23 protein-coding genes are annotated in these 21553 nt (G+C 48.5%); 14 read left to right on the top strand and 9 right to left on the bottom strand.

Features of this window, described 5'->3' with window-relative positions:
• Positions 1–28: 28 nt before the first annotated feature.
• The gene (locus tag AC58P7_RS23845; RefSeq protein ID WP_497347336.1) at positions 29–634 is read right to left on the bottom strand and encodes a DUF2087 domain-containing protein; all 606 of its coding nucleotides are present in this window, start codon (positions 632–634) and stop codon (positions 29–31) included.
• A gap of 148 nt (positions 635–782) precedes the next feature.
• Between AC58P7_RS23845 and AC58P7_RS23840 the strand changes: the two genes are divergently transcribed.
• Entirely contained in the window at positions 783–1421 is a 639-nt protein-coding gene (locus AC58P7_RS23840; protein WP_497347334.1) for a futalosine hydrolase, read from the top strand.
• Position 1422: 1 nt separating this feature from the next.
• A complete protein-coding gene (locus AC58P7_RS23835) occupies positions 1423–2262 on the top strand; it encodes a 1,4-dihydroxy-6-naphtoate synthase (protein WP_497347332.1) in 840 nt (279 codons plus the stop codon).
• Positions 2263–2540: 278 nt separating this feature from the next.
• Here the strand turns inward: AC58P7_RS23835 and AC58P7_RS23830 are convergent, their stop codons facing one another.
• From AC58P7_RS23830 to AC58P7_RS23820, 3 genes are all read right to left on the bottom strand, one after another.
• Entirely contained in the window at positions 2541–3497 is a 957-nt protein-coding gene (locus AC58P7_RS23830) for a D-2-hydroxyacid dehydrogenase (RefSeq protein WP_497347330.1), read from the bottom strand.
• A 53-nt stretch (positions 3498–3550) separates the two neighbouring features.
• Positions 3551–4555 carry an RluA family pseudouridine synthase gene (locus AC58P7_RS23825; RefSeq protein ID WP_497347328.1) on the bottom strand — a complete coding sequence of 335 codons (1005 nt, stop codon included), beginning with the start codon at positions 4553–4555 and terminating at the stop codon, positions 3551–3553.
• A gap of 145 nt (positions 4556–4700) precedes the next feature.
• Positions 4701–5747 carry a LacI family DNA-binding transcriptional regulator gene (locus tag AC58P7_RS23820; protein ID WP_497347326.1) on the bottom strand — a complete coding sequence of 349 codons (1047 nt, stop codon included), beginning with the start codon at positions 5745–5747 and terminating at the stop codon, positions 4701–4703.
• Positions 5748–5904: 157 nt separating this feature from the next.
• Between AC58P7_RS23820 and AC58P7_RS23815 the strand changes: the two genes are divergently transcribed.
• The 5 genes from AC58P7_RS23815 to AC58P7_RS23795 all read left to right on the top strand — a co-directional run bounded on the left by AC58P7_RS23815 (position 5905) and on the right by AC58P7_RS23795 (position 11674).
• Positions 5905–7248, top strand: a complete 1344-nt coding sequence (locus AC58P7_RS23815) for an FAD-dependent oxidoreductase (RefSeq protein WP_497347324.1) — start codon at positions 5905–5907, stop codon at positions 7246–7248.
• Between the two features lie 111 nt (positions 7249–7359).
• Complete coding sequence (locus AC58P7_RS23810; protein WP_497347322.1) at positions 7360–7584, top strand: hypothetical protein; 225 nt, start codon at positions 7360–7362, stop codon at positions 7582–7584.
• 126 nt (positions 7585–7710) lie between these two features.
• A complete protein-coding gene (locus AC58P7_RS23805) occupies positions 7711–9474 on the top strand; it encodes a B12-binding domain-containing radical SAM protein (RefSeq protein ID WP_497347320.1) in 1764 nt (587 codons plus the stop codon).
• A 121-nt stretch (positions 9475–9595) separates the two neighbouring features.
• Entirely contained in the window at positions 9596–10021 is a 426-nt protein-coding gene (locus tag AC58P7_RS23800) for a pyridoxamine 5'-phosphate oxidase family protein (protein WP_497347318.1), read from the top strand.
• 153 nt (positions 10022–10174) lie between these two features.
• Entirely contained in the window at positions 10175–11674 is a 1500-nt protein-coding gene (locus AC58P7_RS23795; protein ID WP_497347316.1) for an IMP dehydrogenase, read from the top strand.
• 92 nt (positions 11675–11766) lie between these two features.
• Here AC58P7_RS23795 and AC58P7_RS23790 read toward each other — a convergent pair whose 3' ends face one another.
• The 3 genes from AC58P7_RS23790 to mnmL all read right to left on the bottom strand — a co-directional run bounded on the left by AC58P7_RS23790 (position 11767) and on the right by mnmL (position 14623).
• Positions 11767–12732, bottom strand: a complete 966-nt coding sequence (locus tag AC58P7_RS23790; protein ID WP_497347315.1) for a type I phosphomannose isomerase catalytic subunit — start codon at positions 12730–12732, stop codon at positions 11767–11769.
• Positions 12733–12803: 71 nt separating this feature from the next.
• A complete protein-coding gene (mnmM, locus tag AC58P7_RS23785; protein ID WP_497347313.1) occupies positions 12804–13382 on the bottom strand; it encodes a tRNA 5-(aminomethyl)-2-thiouridylate-methyltransferase MnmM in 579 nt (192 codons plus the stop codon).
• Between the two features lie 275 nt (positions 13383–13657).
• Positions 13658–14623 (bottom strand): tRNA modification radical SAM protein MnmL/YtqA, encoded by a 966-nt coding sequence (gene mnmL, locus AC58P7_RS23780; RefSeq protein ID WP_497347311.1) that lies wholly within the window; start codon positions 14621–14623, stop codon positions 13658–13660.
• A 197-nt stretch (positions 14624–14820) separates the two neighbouring features.
• Between mnmL and AC58P7_RS23775 the strand changes: the two genes are divergently transcribed.
• Both AC58P7_RS23775 and trmB read left to right on the top strand, forming a co-directional pair.
• Complete coding sequence (locus AC58P7_RS23775; protein ID WP_497347309.1) at positions 14821–15444, top strand: WGxxGxxG family protein; 624 nt, start codon at positions 14821–14823, stop codon at positions 15442–15444.
• Positions 15445–15603: 159 nt separating this feature from the next.
• Entirely contained in the window at positions 15604–16368 is a 765-nt protein-coding gene (trmB, locus tag AC58P7_RS23770; protein ID WP_497347307.1) for a tRNA (guanosine(46)-N7)-methyltransferase TrmB, read from the top strand.
• Between the two features lie 67 nt (positions 16369–16435).
• On the opposite strand, the gene AC58P7_RS23765 is transcribed toward trmB, so the two are convergent.
• Together AC58P7_RS23765 and AC58P7_RS23760 are read right to left on the bottom strand one after the other, a co-directional pair.
• Positions 16436–17563, bottom strand: coding sequence for an MGDG synthase family glycosyltransferase (locus AC58P7_RS23765; RefSeq protein ID WP_497347305.1), 1128 nt, complete (start codon positions 17561–17563; stop codon positions 16436–16438).
• Between the two features lie 3 nt (positions 17564–17566).
• A complete protein-coding gene (locus tag AC58P7_RS23760; RefSeq protein ID WP_497347303.1) occupies positions 17567–18094 on the bottom strand; it encodes a phosphatase PAP2 family protein in 528 nt (175 codons plus the stop codon).
• A gap of 440 nt (positions 18095–18534) precedes the next feature.
• Here AC58P7_RS23760 and AC58P7_RS23755 point away from each other — a divergent pair, with 440 nt between their 5' ends.
• The 5 genes from AC58P7_RS23755 (at position 18535) to rplT (ending at position 21405) form a co-directional block, all read left to right on the top strand.
• On the top strand, positions 18535–18696 hold the full coding sequence (locus AC58P7_RS23755) for a hypothetical protein (protein ID WP_497347302.1): 162 nt from the start codon (positions 18535–18537) through the stop codon (positions 18694–18696).
• 95 nt (positions 18697–18791) lie between these two features.
• On the top strand, positions 18792–20027 hold the full coding sequence (locus AC58P7_RS23750; protein ID WP_497347301.1) for a glycosyltransferase family 2 protein: 1236 nt from the start codon (positions 18792–18794) through the stop codon (positions 20025–20027).
• 227 nt (positions 20028–20254) lie between these two features.
• Positions 20255–20755: a translation initiation factor IF-3 gene (infC, locus tag AC58P7_RS23745; RefSeq protein WP_167067530.1), complete on the top strand. Its 501-nt coding sequence runs from the start codon at positions 20255–20257 to the stop codon at positions 20753–20755.
• 30 nt (positions 20756–20785) lie between these two features.
• Positions 20786–20989: a 50S ribosomal protein L35 gene (gene rpmI, locus AC58P7_RS23740; RefSeq protein ID WP_028553997.1), complete on the top strand. Its 204-nt coding sequence runs from the start codon at positions 20786–20788 to the stop codon at positions 20987–20989.
• 56 nt (positions 20990–21045) lie between these two features.
• Complete coding sequence (gene rplT / locus AC58P7_RS23735; protein ID WP_028553998.1) at positions 21046–21405, top strand: 50S ribosomal protein L20; 360 nt, start codon at positions 21046–21048, stop codon at positions 21403–21405.
• The last annotated feature ends 148 nt before the right edge of the window (positions 21406–21553 follow it).

Genomic DNA, 21553 nt, shown 5'->3' with positions numbered 1-21553 from the left:
ATGGGCATTCGTCAGAAAACGAACTCCACTACGATAAGGTTTCCCACTTCGCCCACATTTCCCTAGGGTTCAATTCGTAAACTTCACTTTCCCGAAACATAAACTGGTGCATAATCAACTCACGGCGCAAGGTAGCAAAATCAGGATGAAAGTTTTTGAGATAGAGATTAAGTTCTTTCTCCGCATAGGAGCGACCTTTTTCAAGCTCGGCAACCAGATGCTCGAGGACAATCAGTTTCTTCTTGAGCTGAGCGGGAATATGCTTGAGCTTGCCATCCAGTGTGAAAAAGTTTCGTATAACAGACTGCTTAAGACTAAGATTTTTGTCTTCCGTTGCCATGGATGCGGGAGCCTCCTTTTTGTTTTTGTAAATAAGATCAGCGGTTGCCTGACCATGACTGAGAATGAACGGGTCATTCAGAGTGAAATAAATCGTATTTTTGTCACGACGCTCATGAATCAAGTTGGCTTCGCGAAGCTTGGAGGCGTGATGGGTAATAGTTGCTGGGGTCACGCTTAGTTTCTCAGCGAGAATTTGCCCATTTGATTCGCCGTCCGCTAACAAAATAAGCATACGAATACGCGTCGCATCCGAAAGCGCTTTGTGGTACGTAATGATTTTATCCAGTTGCATAGGGGCAGCTCCTTGTTCTACTAATTAGATAAACATCTAATTAGATAATATTTAAATTAGATAGCCGTGTCAAGCACGGAATTTTCCTTCTGGACAGGGGTGATGTAAAATAGAGGTATAGAAGTCAAAGCTTAAAGGGGAAAAAACCATGCGAATACTTGTCATGACAGCAGTCGCTCCTGAACGAGATGCCATCCAGCGCGGCCTTGGTCAGGATAGCCGATTTGAATATGCATTAGCCGGCGTGGGCCTTGCCGCGGCCGCGGTGAATGGAGCACTTGAGCTTGCCAAAGCCGACTATGACCTGCTCATCATCGCCGGTATTGCGGGAGGTTTTGTGGGACAAGCGGACATTGGCTCGCTTGTCATTGCGAGCGAGATCATCGCCGCCGATCTTGGCGCCCAGCTGCTGGACGGTTTCAGCAGCTTGGACGAGCTGGGCTTCGGCTCGACGCGGATCAGCGTCGCGGCCGATGTGGCCCAGCGCGTGACGGCGGCGCTGCAAGCCGCCGGCCTGCCCGCGCAAGCGGCGCCGGTGCTCACGGTGGCTACGGCCACCGGAACAGCGGCAACCGCCGCTGCGCTTGCGGCGCGCGTGCCTGGCGCTGCTGCCGAAGCCATGGAAGGCTTCGGCATTGCGACAGCTGCGCAGCAGCGCGGCGTACCCGTGTTGGAGATCCGCGCGATCTCCAACGCGGTCGGCCCGCGAGACCGAGACGCCTGGCGGATCGGTGATGCTTTGAAAGCTTTAGAAGCAGCAGGTTCAGTCTTAGCGGAGGTGCTATAAAATGAAAATCGCGTTCTCACCTTGTCCGAACGATACATTTGTGTTCCACGCCTGGGCGCATGGGTTAATCCCAGGCGCACTAGAACTCGATGTCCTCTACGCAGACATCGATATAACGAACCGTCTGGCCGCCGAAGGCACTGGCCCCGACGTGCTTAAGATCTCATATGCAGCACTCCCGTGGGTGCTGAAAGATTACGCCCTGCTGCCCTGTGGCGGCGCATTGGGCCGAGGCTGCGGCCCGCTTGTGCTCACGCAGCCAAGCGAAGGTCCGGCCGACCCAGCAGCGCTTAGCGGCCGCCGCGTGGCCGTGCCGAGCGAGCGCTCGACCGCATACTTACTGTTCCGCCTCTGGGCCGAACAGAATGTGCCTGGCGGCGTAGGCGAGATCGTGGTCATGCCGTTCCACGAGATCATGCCCGCCGTGCGGGACGGCCTCATCGATGCCGGCCTCGTCATTCACGAAGCGCGCTTTACTTACCCGTCGTACGGGTTAGCGCTTCTAACGGATTTGGGCAGTTGGTGGGAGTCCGACACCGGGCTGCCAATCCCGCTTGGCGCCATCATCGCTCGGCGCACCATGGATCTGGAGGCGCTCGCGGGCTGGGCTCGCGCCTCGGTTGAATACGCGTGGGCGCATCCAGAAGCATCGCGCGACTACGTGATGCAGCACGCGCAGGAGATGGACCCAGAGGTCGCGAAGCAGCACATCGACCTGTACGTCAACGAGTTCACCGCTGATCTCGGGGATAGCGGTTATGGCGCCGTCCTGACCTTGCTCCAGCGGGCTGCGGAGACTGGTCTTGTGCCGCAGATGGATTATGCGGCTCTACTGAAATAGCCGTTCCTTTGAATGTCCCAATAGGGACGCGGTGGATAGCAAGGATGAGGTTGCATCCATACACGTATGTTCGATGTTCCTCATCGTTTCCATGTACTAAAAAGGCTGTATGTCCAGTAGATGAATCTACATGGACATACAGCCTTTTTTGATCTTTCTAATTTTGTTCGCATTCGCTGTAATGATGAAAAACATCACTACAGAGGCAAGTGAGCTAAAATTAAACGCGAATAGTCATGTAAAACATGGTTATAGGTCGCTCTCCCCGCTCTTCCTATCTACCCAATCACATTCACCGGCTGCCCCAGGGCAAACCCACGCGCATTACTGCTCGCTATCGCCATTAACCTAGCTCTAGCTTCCTTCGTTGCCCATGCAATATGCGGCGTAATAATTACATTTTTCGCATGCAGCAAAGGATTATCTGACTTCGGTGGTTCAACCGTCAGCACATCAAGTCCTGCTCCAGCGATGCGACCTTCATTCAAGGCCTGTGCGACATCCGCCTCATTGAGTAGACCGCCTCTAGCCGTATTAATCAGGATAGCTGACGATTTCATCAAAGCGATCCGTTCGGCATTGATAAGCTGATTCGTCGCAGGTGTCAGAGGGCAATGCAGACTAACCACATCAGCATGCTTTAATAACTCTTCAAGCGATACCCACTCAATACCTTCCACTGGCTGGGGTACACTTCTTCCGCTTCCAGTAGCAATCACCTTCATGCCCATCGCCTGTGCGATGAGCGCCGTTTGTTTGCCAATTTGACCGAGACCGATCAGTCCCATCGTTTGACCGCTTAACTCCACGAGCGGGGAAACGCTATAGCTGAAATCGATCGACCCAGCCCAGTTTCCCTGAAGCACACTGTCGCTTTGGCGCTGCACCCGATGACAGAACTCCAACACCAACGCAAAAACTAACTGAGCAACCGAGTGCGTACTGTACGCAGGAACATTCGTCACGACAATGCCGCGATCTTTCGCTGCTTGGATGTCTACGATATTGTAGCCAGTTGCCAAAACCCCAACATATCGCAGCTTCGGCAGCTGACCAAGCGTTTCTGCAGAGAGAGGTGTTTTGTTCGTCAGCACCATGTCTGCATTCCCCGCGCGTTCAATGATTTCGGACTCTGCGGTCCGCTCATAGACAACCAGTTCACCCAAAGCCTCAAAGCCGCTCCAGTCCAAATCACCTGGATTTAACGTGTATCCATCAAGTACAACAATGTTCATCGGTCTACTCCCTATTTTCAAGCTTTATCATGCGAGTTTTCTATTTACCCTTGTTACTTTTTCACACCTGGCTCTTTAAAAGGGTTCAAAAACACCTTCGGAATGTGCGTCTCAAAACGCATCAACTGTCCCGTCGTCGGGTGTAAAAAGGCTAGTACACGCGCATGAAGACCAAGTCGATTGATTTCCTTCGATTTGGAGCCATATTTCTTATCGCCAGCAACGGGGTGCCCGATATCCTGCATATGCACGCGAATTTGGTTTTTACGACCGGTCTCCAAGTTTACCTCAAGCAGTGAAAAGCTCTTGTTCGCTTGCAGCGTTTTGTAGTGCGTTACTGCGTGTTGTCCATCATTCGGGTATGGTGTGGAGAACATTTTGAGTGATTTCGCATGCTCTTTGAGCCACGAAGAAATCGTTCCCTCTGGCTTGCGCACCATGCCTTCCACCAAGGCCACGTAGGTCCGCTCTTTGACGCTCTCCTGCCAAGTGTTTTGCAGATGCTGCTGCGCCTGTTCATTTTTCGCAAACATCATCACACCGGACGTGTCCCGATCCAGGCGATGAACCACGAAAATCCGCGCCTTTGGATCGTGATTCCGCACATGCGCCGTGAGCTGGCGATAGGCGGTAATCTGATTCTCCTGCGAATCCGTGGCAATTGACAGCAGACCAGCATCCTTTTGAATCACAATCACATCGTTATCTTCATGCAAAATACTCATCCCAGCGAGCGGGATATCCTCGACGATTTTATCTTTATTAATCGTGACCGTTTGCTCGGGTTTCAAAGGGTAATTATAAGCCGTTACCGCTTTGCCATTCACAGCAACTTGTCCGCGAGCAAGGATAGCTTTTACAGCATTCCGGCCTAGGCTCGATAGCTTTTCTAGCAAAAAGGGCAGAAGCTCAACAGGCTCCTTCACTGTATACTGACGAGTGCTCGACTCTTGGCTTCCCTTAGCTGCGTGTGAGGGCTGACTCTGTGGCTTATGAGTACTGAATTTGGGTTTATGGCTGGGGTTGGATTTTGGACGTGAACCTTGTTTTTTTTGCATATTAAAAGACCTCCTATTGCGATCGCTTACCTTCCGGTCAGATCATTCGACCTCCAATATACCACGTTCCTAAAAGCAAATGAAACGCTTAGAGCGAAGCACGTTCAATAACATCGTCATTAATCTAACGGCGTTCTTTACAGAATTACGCTTTAGCTGCCTGCCCCTGCAACCTCTGAATCGTACTCCCTGTGAAAAAATCCCCCTGCAGCCGCACATGCTCAAAAGGTAAATGCGGATTTGCAATCCGCCATAGCATGCGATCCGCTGCGCGATAGCCGGCCTCTCGAATCGGCAGCTGTGGGCGAGAGCAGAGCGGCAGTGTGTCGCTTTGCTCATTCAGCAGCGCGACTAGCGAGCATTGCTGCGGAACGTTAACGCCTAATCCGCGCAGCGTGTGATACACCGGGGCAGCTTCCTCATCAATGCCGCATATCACAGCTGTGGGCTGGCGCAGCTGATACATCCGCTCAAAATCCTCCAACCACCGCTCCGTACCATCTCGCTCTGTCGCATGCTCCTGCGGATCTACCGCTACACCAGCTTCCTTCATCGCTTCCGAAAAAGCCTGCCACCGGATAACGAATCCCCGTTGATCCTTCGTATCCCCTACATAAAGGATGTTCCTGTGGCCCATCCGCACGAGTCTCCGAACCGCCTGATAAACCGCCTCATACACATCCCAAATCACGCTATCAACCTTAGACTCCGGTGGCGGAAAATTCAGCAGAATGCGAGGGAGCTGCAATTCCAGCAACTTTTGCTCCAACAGATCCAAATTCATCCGCGGTGCTATAAATACACCTTCCGCATACAGCAACCCTTGTTCCTCGGCCCAGTCGTCAAATTGCGATGGCTTCAGCTTAGGTGGAATGAGTAGAGGCTGAACCGTGTGACCGAATTCCATGAATCGTTCATGCAGGCCTTGCAGCAGCAGGCGATTGAAGTTCAATGATTGCTTGTTCTGGACAAGTACGAACCTGCGCTGCACCACGGGATACGGTGAGATGAGATCTTGCTGCAGCGCTTGCTTTTGATCTTTGGTCATGTAGCCTAGCTCGCGCGCAAGCTTGAAAACTTCACTTCGCGTCTGCTCTGACATTCCTGGCAGTCCACGCAGTGCTTTCGACACTGTTTGTATCGTTAAACCGAGCTGAGCGGCCAAATCGTGGAGTGTAATCCGTTTGCGCATACCTCTGAGATGTCCCCTTTTCTGTTACCTTCTGTACCTCCAATTTTAAACTAAATTTAAACTAAAAAGAAGGTTCTTTTTAAACTACACTAAGAGAGAAGTAAGGTACTGAGACGTATGTGACATGACAACAAATTAGCTAAGGGAGCGAAGTCAGATGATCAAACAGATAGAGGCAGACGTGGTTGTAGTAGGGGGAGGTCCTGCGGGTGTAAACGCAGCGATTGCGGCAGGGAGAAGCGGAGCCAAAACCGTTCTCATAGAGAAATACGGATTTATCGGCGGCATGTCCACCGCTGCTCTTGTGTATCCTTGGATGACGTTTCATACAACGGATGGCAAACAAGTAATTGCGGGGCTCGCACAGGAAATTATTGATCGCCTCGTGGCGATGAACGCTTCTCCAGGGCATCTTCGTGATACCGTTGGATTCGTGAATACGATTACGCCGTATCATCCTGAAATTTATAAAGTACTCGCTGTCGATATGCTGAAAGAAGCGGGCGTTAAGCTGCTTTTCCATAGCTTTGTGGATCACGTTGAGACGGTGGATAATCGCATTCAATCCGTACAGTTGACGTCCAAGTCAGGTCGCATTGATGTCAGTGGCAAAGTTTTTATCGATACGACTGGTGACGCGGATCTCGCGCATTTATCGGGAGCTCCATGTTTGAAGGGACGCGATGGGGATAAACTTACACAGCCTATGACGATGAAGTTCAGAATGCGTGGTGTCGACTTGGCGGCCGTGAAGCAATATATGATCGATCATCCAGACGAGTTTTATAAAAAGACACCGTTCTCCGAACTTGCCGACCTGCCTTTGTCAGGCGTTATGGGCTACTTCAAGCATTGGAAGGAAGCGGATCTGCCGATCAATCGCGATCAAGTGCTGTTCTTCACAGGTCCAGAGGACGACGAAGTGTTGGTCAATACCACGCGTGTTCAAGGGCTCGATGGCACCGATGTTGAGGATTTAACGGAAGCTGAGGAGCTTGGACGGAAGCAAGTGCTGATGGTCGCTGAGTTTATGCGGAATAACCTGCCAGGCTTTGAAAAGGCCTCCATTTCCAACGTTGGCGCACAAATTGGTATCCGTGAAACGCGCCGGATCGAAGGGCAGTATGCGCTGCAGGTGGACGATGTCGTGCAAGGTCGTCATTTTGACGACGTTATCGCACGAAGCGGATACCCAATCGATATCCACGATCCGTCCGGCAAAGGCGTAACCGCAGCCTGGGTCAAAGGCGACGGCGCTTACGACATCCCTTATCGCTGCCTGCTGCCGCAAAAAATCGAGAACCTGCTCACCGCAGGTCGCTGCATCTCGACTACGCATGAAGCGCTGGCGACAACGAGACTCACGCCAAGCTGCATGGCCACTGGCCAAGCTGCAGGCTCTGCCGCCGGACTCGCTGTGAAGCATGGCGTGCTTCCTGCGGAGATTAACGTAGCGGAACTGCAAGCCGTCCTGGAGAAGGACGGGGCTTTGTTGAAATAGATTTTTCTGCCTAAATTGAGCCTCTCTACTGGATAAAACCGAATACGCCCCCTCAAATCAGGGAACACTAGCACATACATATCCTATCGTGTGAGAGAGGCGGGGCATCCAATGCTTTTATACCAATTAACGCAGTGGTTCGAAGAACGTACAACTTTACATCAAGCGTTACAGCGTGAACCGGCTGAATTCGCCGGCGAAATCCACCAGAAAATCCAAGAAGTCGAGCAGCAGCTCTATTCCCACGCCGAACGCTGGAAAAACGCCATCGAAGAAGCCTCCTACCTGCAGTTCCCCTATGAAGTCCCGCATTTGGACGATGATACGGTTCTTTGACTGTCCTCAATTTGACTAAACTCTGCTCAAGTCGTCCTTCATGGGAGGGCTTACCTTTGTATTTCCTCCGTTTTCGTGTAGAATTAGAAGGCACGATAACCCAGAATAGAACGAGGTTTTTTGCATATGAAAGTACTTGTATCCACACTGAACGCCAAATTCATTCATACCTCCTTAGCATTACGCTATCTAAAAGCGTTCTGCGAGAAGGATTTTGATGTTGAAATATCCGAATATACGATTAAAGATCCCGTCATGAATGTAGTCTCCGACATTTATCAGAAGGCACCGGACGTGCTGGGCTTTTCCTGTTACATATGGAACATTGAAGAGACGATTCATATTATCAAAATGATCAAAAAAATCATGCCCGAAATCCTCATCGTCCTTGGCGGACCCGAGGTTTCTTATGACACGGGTTACTGGATGGAACGCATCCCTGAGGTTGATTTCATCGTCATGGGCGAAGGGGAAGAAACGTTCCACCAGCTGCTGACGGAAATTTCAACAACGCGCAAATACCACTTCGTCTATGGTCTTGCCTATCGCAAGGAGCAAGAAGTAGTTCTTATGCCGGGCAGACCGAAGCTGAAACTGGATGATATCCCGTCGCCGCATCGTTTTGCGGAAGATGTGCCTAGCTTAGCTAACCGTGTTGTGTACTTCGAGACGAGCCGCGGCTGTCCGTTCTCTTGCCAATTCTGCCTATCGAGTATTGAGGTAGGTGTGCGGTATTTTGACATGGAGCGAACGAAGTCGGATCTGCTGTACCTCATTGATTCAGGCGCGAAGCTGATCAAATTCGTGGATCGCACGTTCAACATTAAGCGCGACTATGCGATGGAAATCTTCGAGTTCCTAATCCAGAATCATCGAGGCACCGTGTTCCAATTCGAGATTACCGCAGATATCATGCGACCTGAGGTTCTAGACTATCTAGCTGAAAATGCCCCTCCAGGCACGTTCCGTTTTGAAATAGGCGTTCAATCGACGAATGACACGACGAATGACCTCGTGCAGCGCAGACAGAACTTCTTTAAGCTGAGCCGTACCGTGTCCAAGGTGAAAAATAGCTTGAAAATAGACCAGCATCTCGATCTTATCGCCGGACTGCCGGAAGAGGACTACAACTCGTTCCGTAAAACGTTCAACGACGTGTTCGAGTTAGGACCGGAAGAGCTTCAACTCGGTTTCCTCAAAATGCTGCGCGGCACCGGGATGCGTAACGATGCCCACAAATATGGCTATATTTATATGGATCACGCCCCTTACGAGATTCTCGGCAACGACATTCTGCCGTTCACCGACTTGATTCGCATCAAGCGTGTCGAGGACGTGCTTGAGAAATATTGGAACGCACACCGGATGGATCATACGGTGAAGCACCTCATTGCGCACGAGTTCGCATCAGCGTTCGATTTCTTCCAAGAGTTCGGTGACTTCTGGGAAGGCCGCGGCTGGCAGAAGATCGGGCATCAGCTCGAGGATCTGTTCACTCGCTTACGCGAGTTCCTGATTCATCGCGGCACTACTAACATGCACATCATCGAAGGCCTGATGAAGCTTGATTACTTCCTCGGCCATAAATATAAGCCGCGCAAAATCTGGTGGGACTTCACCCTGGAGAAGTCCGAGCAGAATGCGTACCTCAAGCTGCTTGCGGAGCAGCCTGAGCTCGTCAGCGGAGACTTCCACAGCCTCCGCATCAACGAAAAAGACCTCCACAAGCATGCCATGCTTGAGGTCCTGCCGTTCGCTTTGCAGACGTACCTGCAAAGCGGCCAACTCGACGAAAGCAGCAAGGAGCTGCTTGTTGTGCACTTCCCGCCGGACGCGCAGAAGCCGGCGTCCTACTACACGATGCCGCTGCAGCAGCTGGCAACGATCTAAATCACCTACCCCTCGCGACTGCCGTGAGGGGTATTTTTCTCACCCCAAAACGATTGAATTTCACGCAATCTGGGTAATCTAGGGGAGTTAAAGCAAATTGAGACTGAGAGGAGAGCGAAATATGATTGAAACGAAAAACTCACAACTCGAAGAGCAAATCATCCAGGTGCTGAACGCCAATCAGGTGTGCTCCTTTGCGACAATTGACGGCAACAAGCCGAAGGTGCGCTACATGGCCTTGTTTCACGACGAATTGGAGATTTATTTAACGACGAGTAAAAAAACAGATAAGGTTGAGGAGCTCCAAGATAATCCCAATGTGCATATTCTAGTGGGGTATGACGGCAAGTCTACGCCAAACATTTTGCAAATTCAGGCTACGGCCACGATATCTTCCGATAATGCGCTTCGAGAGAAGCTATGGCAGGATGATATGAAGCAATGGTTTGAGGGTCCGCATGATCCTAACTATGTGGTGATGGACATTTCCCCGTCCTATATTGAATTTTCGAGCAAAGGTTCTGAACCGCAGGTTTGGACGAAATAAAGCTGATTCGCAGCCAACTGAACATTTCCCTGAAAAATCCATTGACCACAGGTACGGTTCAGTGATAAGATTGAAAAAATTTACCTATGGATCAATCAAAGGAGAGACTTTGAGCTACGCTCAAAGATCCCTATATTAGGAGGGAATTGTAAAGTGGCTACGTATTATATGGAACCATCTCGTACGTTTAGTGAGTTTCTGTTGATTCCTAACCTAACGACGAAGGCGTGTACACCAGCAAATGTAAAGTTGAAGACACCGTTAGTCAAATTCAATAAAGGTGAGGAGCCGGCCATCTCACTGAATATCCCGTTTTCTTCTGCTGTCATGCAAGCCGTATCCGATGATGGAATGGCTATTGCCTTGGCACGTAGTGGCGGGATTTCGTTTATTTTTGGCTCACAGTCCATTGAAGAACAAGCACAGATGGTACGTAAGGTAAAAGGGTACAAGGCTGGTTTCGTCGTAAGCCGCTCTAACCTGACACCTGAGCATACGCTTAGTGATGTGCTTGCATTGAAAGAGGAAACAGGGCATTCCACAGTTGCGATCACCGATGATGGCACAGCGAACGGGAAATTATTAGGGATCGTAACAGGCCGTGACTACCGGAGAAGTCGTGATCCATTAGATCGTACGATTTCGGAATTCATGACGCCTTTTGAGAAATTAATTTACGGCAAATCAGGAATCTCTTTGTCTGAAGCGAACAACCTGATTTGGGATCACAAGCTGAACTGCTTGCCGATTGTAGATGATAATGGGAAGCTAGACACGCTTGTTTTCCGCAAAGATTATGACGAGCACAAAGAGAATCCGATGGAACTACTTGATAAAAACAAGAGCTACATTGTCGGTGCTGGTATCAACACGAAGGATTATACGGAGAGAGTACCTGCGCTGGTTGAAGCGGGCGTAGACATTCTCGTTATCGATTCATCGGACGGTTACAGCGAATGGCAGCATGAGACGGTGCAGTACGTGAAACAGAATTTTGATGTCAAAATTGGTGCGGGTAACGTCGTTGACCGTGAAGGCTTCCGCTACCTCGTAGAGTCAGGTGCTGACTTTATTAAAGTAGGGATCGGCGGCGGTTCCATCTGTATTACGCGGGAACAAAAGGGTATTGGCCGCGGCCAAGCTTCCTCTGTGATGGAAGTTGTTGAAGCGAGAGATGAATACTTCAGAGAAACCGGTACGTATATTCCGATCTGTTCCGATGGTGGTATCGTACACGACTACCATGTTACCCTTGCTTTGGCGATGGGCGCTGACTTTGTAATGTTGGGCAGATATTTTGCACGCTTCGATGAGAGCCCAACAAGAAAACTTAAAGTGGGTAACAACTTCGTGAAAGAGTACTGGGGCGAAGGTTCCAATCGTGCTCGCAACTGGCAGCGTTATGACACAGGTGGCAAAAGCAAGCTTCTGTTCGAGGAAGGCGTAGATTCCTACGTTCCTTATGCGGGAAGTCTGCAAGAAAACCTGGACAAGACGCTTGGTAAAATTAAATCCACAATGTGCAACTGCGGTTCATTGACGCTCGATGAGCTGAAAGTTAATGCGAGAATTGCTCTCGTATCCGCGACAAGCCTTGTTGAAGGCGGAGCGCACGACGTGATTCTAAAAGAAAGCAGCCTTTCGGAAGAATAGGTTAGCAACGACATAAAAAAGCTCTCTGATCTCGTCAATATTGACGGTATCGGAGAGCTTTCTTCATTTTTACATCAAGTATCGGCGATCCCTTATGGTAAATAACTGCGAATCACTGTCATACTGCCCTCAAGGGAGTAGTTGCCCAAATCAGCAGGAAGCAAGAAGCAGTCGCCCGGCTTCGTCACGATTTGACCATCTGCCCATTGCAGCGTCCCGTTGCCGTCCGCGATCACAAGGATCACGAAGCTATCAGGTGTTGTGGTGAGTTCCCATTGCGGGCCTACAAGGCCTTTTTCCACCGTGAAAAAAGGAGAGGACGCGAGCGTCAACCATGTGCCGGCTTCCGTCAAATCGGTTTTCATGCGAGTGGAGCCTGAACCTTCATAGGCGATGACATTGAGTGAGTCTTCGATATGCAGCTCACGCATTTTGCCATCCAAACCAGGACGATTATAATCGTACAACCGATACGTTGTATCGGAATTTTGTTGGATTTCGGCTACCAGTACACCCGCGCCAAGCGCGTGGACCGTGCCTGCAGGTATGTAAAAGGAATCGCCCGCTTCGACAGGCACTTCTTGCAAGCAGTCCATAATGCGGTTCTCCGCAATGGCTTCTGCAAGGCTTTCCCGTGTCACGCCTTCTTTCATGCCATAGATAATTTTGGCGCCGGGCTTGGCATCGAGAATATACCACATTTCTGTTTTGCCTAGTTCACCAGCGGCAAGGTTCTCGTAGTGATCATTGGGATGAACTTGAACGGACAGATCGTCCTCACAATCCAGCAGCTTGATGAGAAGCGGGAAACGACCATTCTTCTCGGAAAATCCTTTGGTACCGAACAACGTTTTGCCGTATTTCTCACGGATTTCATCCAGGCCTAAGCCTGCTAGTTCGCCATTCATAACCTTCGTTGTTCCGTTCGGGTGATCCCCAATCATCCAGCCTTCGCCAATTGCGCCTTCTGGCAGCTGGAAGCCAAATCGTTCGAGGGTTCTGCCTCCCCAAACACGTTCTTTCATCTCAGGTAGAAATTGAAGCGGGTATGATTTCACAAACGATCCCTACTTTCTCCAAGTCTCTTCTATAAGCCTATGTAATTACTCTCTAGCATTATATCATGTGGCTATCTTTTTTCTAGAGCTAAGAGATAAGGCGCAGAGGTGCTCCTATTGGCAAATTGGTACCGCAGCACTTGAAACGCTGCGAGCGGAAGCGCCGCCGCCCAGCGTTCCACGGCTGCGGCTTCTTCAGAGCCGCCATCGTGCCCGCTGTAAAGCACGATGGTCACAAGTCCGCCTTTGCGCAGCAGGCGGAGCGCAGCTTCAAGAGCAGGAATGGTCGATTCCTGCTCGGTGATAATGGCTGTATCGGCTCCTGGCAGGTAGCCGAGGTTGAAGGTGACCGCGGCTACCTTGCCGTGGCGGTCTTGCGGCACCGCCGCTTCCATGAGCGCATGGCTGCATAAGCTCATGTGCACATAAGAAGCAGCGTCTGGCAGTTCTTTCGCCAGACGCTGCTCTGTTTGATCCAGCGCAGCCTGCTGGATATCGAAGCCGTACACGCTGCCGCGGGGGCCAACGAGCTTCGCCATGAACAAGACATCCACGCCAGTGCCGAGCGTGGCGTCAATTACGGTGTCGCCAGGCTGGATGCGCTGCTGTATAAGCTGGTGTACATAACTCAGAACGGAAACAAATCCCATATGTAAAGAGCCTCCCAATTGTCCAATAGTTCATCATAGATGTGCATAACAGTCGTCGAGGGAACGTAGATGCACTAAATCGAGAAAATCGGCTGTTTTTGGAGGTAAGGGGAACGCAGGTGCGCTATTTAACTGGTTTTGGTGCTTTATTGGCGTTTTTCCTGAAATAAGGCACTGACGTTCCCTTCGATTTCCTTTTCAGCCGTTTGGCCGCAAATAACGCATCCTGGTTCCCTTCCTCTAGATGAGCTTTTTGGACAGCTCATTTTTTTGTCTTAAGACAAACTTTTTTTCTCCGCCCAATACTTCCCTTGCCACGTATTTCTCTCTAGCAATAATTTATCAAAAGCGTTCAACACTTCCCACTTTTTGAGGCTCCACATCGGTCCGATCAATAGATCCCGCGGTGCGTCTCCTGTGAGGCGATGAACGATCATGTCTGGTGGCAAAATTTCCAATGTATCAACGATCAGCTTAACATATTCATCTTTTTCCAAGAACTGCAACAAGCCTGCTTCGTACTGCTTCACCATCGGTGTTTTGCGCATGAGATGAAGCAAATGGATTTTAATACCCTGCACATCCATCTGAGCGACGGCTTTCCCTGTATCCAGCATCATTTCATGGGTTTCACCAGGTAATCCATAAATAATGTGTGCACACACGCGGATATTATGCTTGCGCAGCTTGGCAACAGCGTCCAGATAACATTTGGTATCATGAGCCCGATTAATGAGCTCCGAGGTGGATTCATGCACGGTTTGCAGACCCATTTCCACCCATAAATACGTGCGCTGATTCAATTCAGCCAAATATTCGATGACATCATCCGGCAAACAATCCGGCCGCGTAGCGATAGATAAACCAACAACACCTGGTTGCTGCAAAATAACTTCGTAATACTCCCGCAACTGCTCGACAGGTGCGTAGGTGTTCGTGTATGCCTGAAAGTAACCGATATAATTGGCTTCTGGCCATTTTTGATGCTGTAGATCTCGTATCTTATTAAATTGCGTGACAAGATCATCGCGGCGACTTCCTGCGAAATCCCCTGATCCGCGCGCACTGCAGAAGGTACATCCCCCTGTTGCGATATTTCCGTCACGGTTGGGGCAGGTAAAGCCAGCATCCAGCATAACTTTGAAAACTTTACCGCCGAGTGCTTCACGCATTTCATAATTCCATGTATGGAAACGTTTATCGCCCCAAAGCTGAGGTGATTCCTGAATCATTGTAGACATAGGACCTGTATCCTTTCTTTTTGTTGCTCTAGCTTTCTTTTCCATCTGTTGCTCTGCTTTCTTTCAACCTATATTGTAGCGAAATTTACACATGAAAGCGACCCCTGCCTTTCCAACAAGTCCCCCAATAAAACGGAGCAGATGCGAGCATGATAACTTTGCACCACAATTACGAGCTGAGAGGGGAAATTGACTACATGAAAAAGTTTCGTACGATAACTTTGGCGGTAGCATTGACAACAGCTTTAAGTATGGGGGCGGTAAATGCTCAGGCAAAGAATATGGATACGGGGAGTGCAACTGGAACGGGAGCACCAATAGGAACATTGGGGACAGGAACAACGGCGACTACGACACCAACGGGATACACGGGAAGCAACTATGATGCTACTTCACCTGGTATGGGGCTTGGAACAGGCGTAAGCTCACAAAATTTTAGTGGAAACGGCACGAATGGCATCTACACAGGAAATAGAACGACACCCAATACGTATTCTGGATATGGGACTACGACAACAGGAACTGGTGTCATGGAACATATTAATGGGACGACTGCGGTGGATAAAGGAGCCAATGTGATTGAAAGAGGTGTCGAACGCGGAGCCAATGCGATCGAGAGAGGTGTCGATCGCAGCGCGAATATGGTCGATAGAATGAGTACGAAAAGCGTAGCAACAACGCCTCCAAGCACTTATCGTGCTTATGCTACAACAACGAATACCTCTAGAAGTATGAATTGGGGTTGGTTAGGTCTAGTAGGTCTATTGGGCTTAGCTGGACTCCGAAGTAGCAATAAAAGAAGAGATGAGAGCTATAAATAACGTTCATTGAACACCGCAGAAGCACCTTCCATTTTGGAGGGTGTTTCTTGCAGTTTGCCTTTGTACACCCTCATCTATTAGAGGAAAGCTTTGATTTTTTTTATAGAATCGACTATGATTTGTATTCGAAAGCATGTACGTGTAGGAGGCAAATGAATAATGCGTTTACGGGGCAGAAAAGGTATAAGAGAAGACATAGAACGTCAAAAAGAACTCGTTGTGTTAAATGCCAAGGAATATAAGGGCAAATGGGCCGAGTTATTCGGAAACAATAACCCGATTCATGCCGAGCTTGGGATGGGTAAAGGGCGCTTTATAAGCGAAATGAGTAAGAAATATCCGAACATCAATTTCATTGGTGTGGATATGTACGATGAGCTGATTCGGAAGGCAAGCGAGAAAGCGAAGGTTGCTCACGAAATCACTGTGGAAAATGACGAGGAAGCGGTATTAAGTATTCCAAATCTTAGACTCATGCTGTTCAATATCGAGCATATTGAGGAAGCTTTCGCTGAAGGCGAGCTAGAACGCGTATATTTGAACTTTAGTGATCCGTGGCCGAAGAAAAAGCATGCGCGCAGACGTCTGACGCATCCAGGCTTTGTCGCCAAATATCAACAAATCCTGAATGCGAAAGGCGAAATTCATTTGAAAACCGATTCGCAATCCTTATTCGAATTTTCTTTGAACTCCTTTGCCGATATGGGTCTAAGAATGCGCAATATCTCATTGAACCTTCACGTCGATGGCATTCATCCTGATCATGTTATGACGGAATACGAAACGAAATTCGCTGGACAAGGCATGAATATTCATCGTTGTGAAGTTGTGATTGGACAAGAAGCATTGTCCTCACATCAAGAGCAGTTGAAGCAAGCCGCTGCATCCGCCCTAGCCGCTGAATCTAAAGAATCAGCTGAATAAGACACAACTCAAACAGACTTTCCAGCTCTATGCAGCAAGGATAGTCTGTTTTTTGTTTCGCTGCTAGTTATCCCAGCAGCTTCAGGATCACTTCTGAACCATCGCCTGCAGGTAAGTTATGCTTCCTGCAGTGGTTTGAAACGCGCTTCGCTTGCACATCCGCGAAACGACTTGCAAGCATGGCCAACCAGTGAGAGATTGTATCTGCCGACTGGATCGGTTCACCGAAGCCATGCCGTGTAAAATAGTGCACGTTTTCTTCCTCTTGACCTGGAATTGGATCATAAAATAACATCGGAATCGACTTTGCGAGTCCTTCTGAGCATGTCATACCGCCTGGCTTCGTCACGAGCAAGTCAGAGACCTCCATCAGCTTGCCAATCTCCTGTGTAAAACCGAGCAGGTGGATGTGCGGATGTTGATACCGCGGATCTGCCGCGAGCTTTGAGAGGGCCTTCTCATTGTGCCCTAAACAGAAAATAAACTGGATTCGGTCTCTCCATGCTAGCAGATGTTCGCTCAAAGAATCGCCGCCGATCAAGCCCCAACCCCCGCCCATAACTAGAACGGTAGGAAGGGATGCCAGACTGAATTGCTGTCGAATCAGTGCTCTGTCATGTACTTCCCGAAAGCTGGGGTGGACAGGAATACCTGTGATTTCGACATTTTCAGCTGTGACGCCATGCACAATGAGCTTGTCTTTGACATCCTCGGAAGACACCATATACGTATTGACCTCAGGACTGACCCATGTTCCATGAACATCGTAATCGGTGATGACCGTACAGAGTGGAATATGCAGCCCAGCTCTCTTCAATCTGGAAACGACCACGCTGGGGAAGGGATGCGTACATACGATGGCTTGGGGCGCCCATTGACCGATCATAGCCGCCGTTTGCGCGTAAAAAATCCGATGCAAAGCGAGCGACGTCAAAGGGTTGAGTGATTTCTGATATTGAGCTCGGTACAATCGTCCATACAGCTTTGGCTGTTTTGAAATGGTTTTCTTATAGGCACTGAAAATCCATGGTGCCAGCGTGGGATGCAGGAAGGAGCCCAGCTCCACAACACGTGTTTCGATGTTAGAACAGCGCTGCTCTAAACTGCTAGCGAGTGCGAGAGCGGCTTGCGTGTGACCGGCACCAAAGCCTTCTGACAGAATGAGAACCCTTTTTCTTTGTGATATATGTTCCATGGTTTACCCCCAGAAAGCTACTGTCACTAGCGAAGCCGTCGTTCCTATTAAACAGCCAACGATACAATCAGATGGATAATGTAGTCCCAAGTAAATCCGTGAAATACCAACAATACTAGCAAGAGGAATCAGAACAAGCCCGAGCGTAGGCAGAGCATAAACGACGGGAACAATGACCGAGAAGATAGCGGTCGTGTGGCCAGAAGGAAAAGAGTGATCCGTAAGGGGATTCTTGTGCGTAATGGTTTGCGGATGTACGAGATAAGGACGAAGTCTAGGGTAACGCTTTTTCATAATAGCAACAGGGATGTGACTGATCGTCAAAGCTATAAGCGCTTGGAGACCAGCTACACGCAGCGAACCTTGCCCGAAGCCTGCCAGACATAAAGAAATCATAATGGAAGCTGTAGCGCCACCTAAATGAGTAATTGTGGTAAAGAATTGATCAAGGAAGTAGTGCTGGATACGTTGATTCATGAAGTGAAACAGACGTGTTTCATGATGCTGAAGCCAATGCACGACTTTGCTCATGAGTTACTGCCTCCTTTTTTTCTGAAGATTATCTTCTATATCTATATCATACAGGAGAATTATTAGAGGAAGATTAACAGAGCAACAAATATGTCTTTTTTCAATTTAATGTTGCACTAATCTGGCGTTAACATTTCTATGTTAGGATGGCAATTATCTTCGACTTGACTCGAATTGACAGTATTTCTCTTTTTAGTGTGCCCCGAATGTGTATCGACCATCCCGCCCTAATCCTTGACGGTGTGTCCTTATTGTGAACGACGGACTCTTTCCGACTTCGTAATCCGAATGGTGTTATGGTTGTTATGGTGATGAAGACTTATCCATTAACAGGGTAATTAAGCAAAAGTTGCCAATAAGAAACAGGGTGACTTATAATAGTCATGTTCGCTTTGCTCTAGCAGTGTTCGTCTAAATGGTGAACTTTTGGTACACAATAAATGAAAAACGATGAAAACAAGACATTTTCGACCCGATTTCAAGCACATGCTCTATTCGGTGTGTGCGAACCTCCCAAATATCAAAGAACTGACGCTTTTTCGGAGTTTGCAGACTTTGACAAACGGGGGGAAAGAGAGGAAAATCAAAAACGATTGTTTTAGTCGTTTACTCGTTAACCTGTATGGCCTGTACATAAAAAGCACAAAGCGTATAAAAAGATAGCTGACGTGCATAAAAAAAAGGGGGACTTTGCTTCATGCTAGACAAGATTATGCTTGCCGTTCAAGTTTTCTTGGCTTTGATCGGTGCGTATCAGTTGTTTTTAACTTTTTTTGGTTGGTATCGTCCCAAAAACAAAAAAATGTATGCTCCGCAGAAATCGTTTGCTGTATTGGTTGCCGCTCATAATGAGGAGCAAGTCGTTGGGGCACTAATCGAGAACCTGAAGACATTGGATTACCCGAAAGAGCTGTTTGACATCTTCGTGATCTGTGACAACTGTACAGATAACACAGCTGACATTGCGCGCCACCACGGTGTGTACGCAATGGAGCGCCGCAACCCGAACCTGAGAGGGAAAGGGTACGCGATCGAATGGATGCTCAAAGAGTTGTGGAAGCGTGAGCGTCAATATGATGGAATCGTCATGTTCGATGCTGATAACCTCGTGAGTCCTGATTATTTGATCCACATGAACAACGATCTTTGTTCAGGCTCCCGCGTGATTCAAGCTTATCTGGATACCAAAAATCCAAATGACTCCTGGATTACGGGTTCTTTTGCCATCTCGTACTTCTATGCGAACCGTTTTGTCCAAACCCCACGATCGAACTTGGGTCTTGCCAATTATCTAGGCGGTACGGGCATGTGCTTCGACTCCACTCTGTTAAAGCAAATTGGCTGGCGAGCAACTAGTTTGGTTGAAGATCTTGAATTCTCGATGAGATGTATCCAAATGGGTATCAAACCTACATTCAATTATGATACGCGCGTATTCGATGAGAAGCCGCTATCGTTTAATGCTTCCGCTAAGCAGCGTCTTCGTTGGATGCAAGGTCACTTTGAAGTAGCGAAACGTTTCTTTTTCCCATTGCTTTGGCAAGGGATTAAAACGGGGAGCTGGATGAAAATTGACGCAGCGATCTATTCGGCGAATGTATACAATTTCTTCTTTGGTGCGATTCTAACGGTTATGCTATGGATCCAATCCATGACATCGCACGGGACGGCTCAGTCAGCCTTGGTTCATATCAATCCCGTTGTTATTAATTCACTGAGTTTGGCCATCTATGTGTTGCTTCCGCTGTCCATGCTGATTGAAAAAGCTCATAAGAAGACGTACAAATATTTGCTGCTTTACCCAATTTTCATGTTGTCTTGGTGGCCAATTACGTTCTATGCGTTCTTTACGCAAAACAACAAACAGTGGAGCCATACCGAGCATACTCGCGTGATTCGTTTGGATGAAATGAAAAGTAAACAAGTGAGTTGACTTTTCTATAATGAGATGATATTATATTTCGAGTAAAGCAGAAGCGCCCGCTTCTCACCTGACTAACGAATCGTTGGCTGGTCTGAATGAATCATCATGTACATGACAATAGGTTTGTAATGAACCTGTTATTGATGAAGATGTGGGCCCACTGCGCCCGCATCTTTTTTATATTTGGAAGAGAGTTACATACTTTATGGAGGTGGAACACAATTAGCAAAGACCATATGATTAATGACGAGATTCGTGTGAAGGAAGTACGCCTTATCGGGGCGGACGGAGAACAACTCGGCATCACGCCGATTCGCGAAGCTCTTCAAATTGCACTTGACGCGAACCTTGATTTAGTAAACGTTGCACCGACGGCGAAGCCGCCTGTCTGCCGCATTATGGATTACGGCAAGTTCCGTTATGAAACGCAAAAGAAAGAAAAAGAAGCTCGTAAGAACCAGAAGATCGTGGATATCAAAGAGATTCGCCTGAGTGCGACGATCGATGAACATGACTTCCAAACGAAGCTTCGCAACGCAGTCAAGTTTCTTGGCGATGGCGATAAAGTCAAAGCCAGCGTTCGTTTCCGTGGTCGTGAGATTGCGCACTCGGAAATTGGTCGCAGAGTGCTTGAGCGTCTTGCAACCGAAACTGCTGACATTTCCTCACAGGAGCGCGCTCCTAAGCTTGAGGGAAGAAGCATGATCATGATCTTAACGCCGAAAGCGACAACTTAGGCGGTATACTAAATTAGGAGGAACAACACCATGCCGAAAATGAAAACACACAGCAGCCTGAAAGGTCGCTTCAAAATCACTGGCACAGGCAAAGTGATGAGATACAAACAAGGTAAAAACCACTTGCTTTCCGGTAAATCATCCAAGCAAAAACGCGTTTTGTCCACGAACCCAACAATGGCTCCTGGCGATGTACGTCGTTTGCAACAACAATTGTCCCTTATCAAAGGTTAATCGTCATTCAGCGTAACATTCGAACATCATTTATATATCCCAGGAGGTAGTTCACAATGGCAAGAGTCAAGGGCGGATTTATTCGCGCTCACCGTCGTAAGAAAATTTTGAAATTAGCAAAAGGTTACTTCGGTTCCAAACACCGCTTATTTAAAACAGCTAAAGAACAAGTAATGAAATCATTGGTATATGCATACCGTGACCGTCGTCAAACAAAACGTAACTTCCGCAGACTTTGGATTACTCGTATCAATGCAGGCGCTCGTCAAAATGGTTTGAGCTACAGCAAATTGATGCACGGTTTGAAATTGGCTGGTATCGAAGTTAACCGTAAAATCTTGGCTGACCTAGCTGTGAATGATTCCAAAGCGTTCAACGATTTGGCAACAGCTGCAAAAGCGAAAGTAAACGCGTAAGCTTAGCTTCGCGTCTCAGAGCTTGTCCCCTTACGGGTGAACTGTAACCCGTTTCGTAGACATTTTAATAAAAAGAACTAAGCAGCAAGGAGATGGTCCCTGAACTGGTCAGGGGTCATCTTTTTTAATGTCCACTGATATCTTGATG

The sequence above is a fragment of the Paenibacillus sp. J22FR5 genome (assembly GCF_059691975.1).
This window is presented reverse-complemented; position numbering and strand designations above follow the sequence as displayed.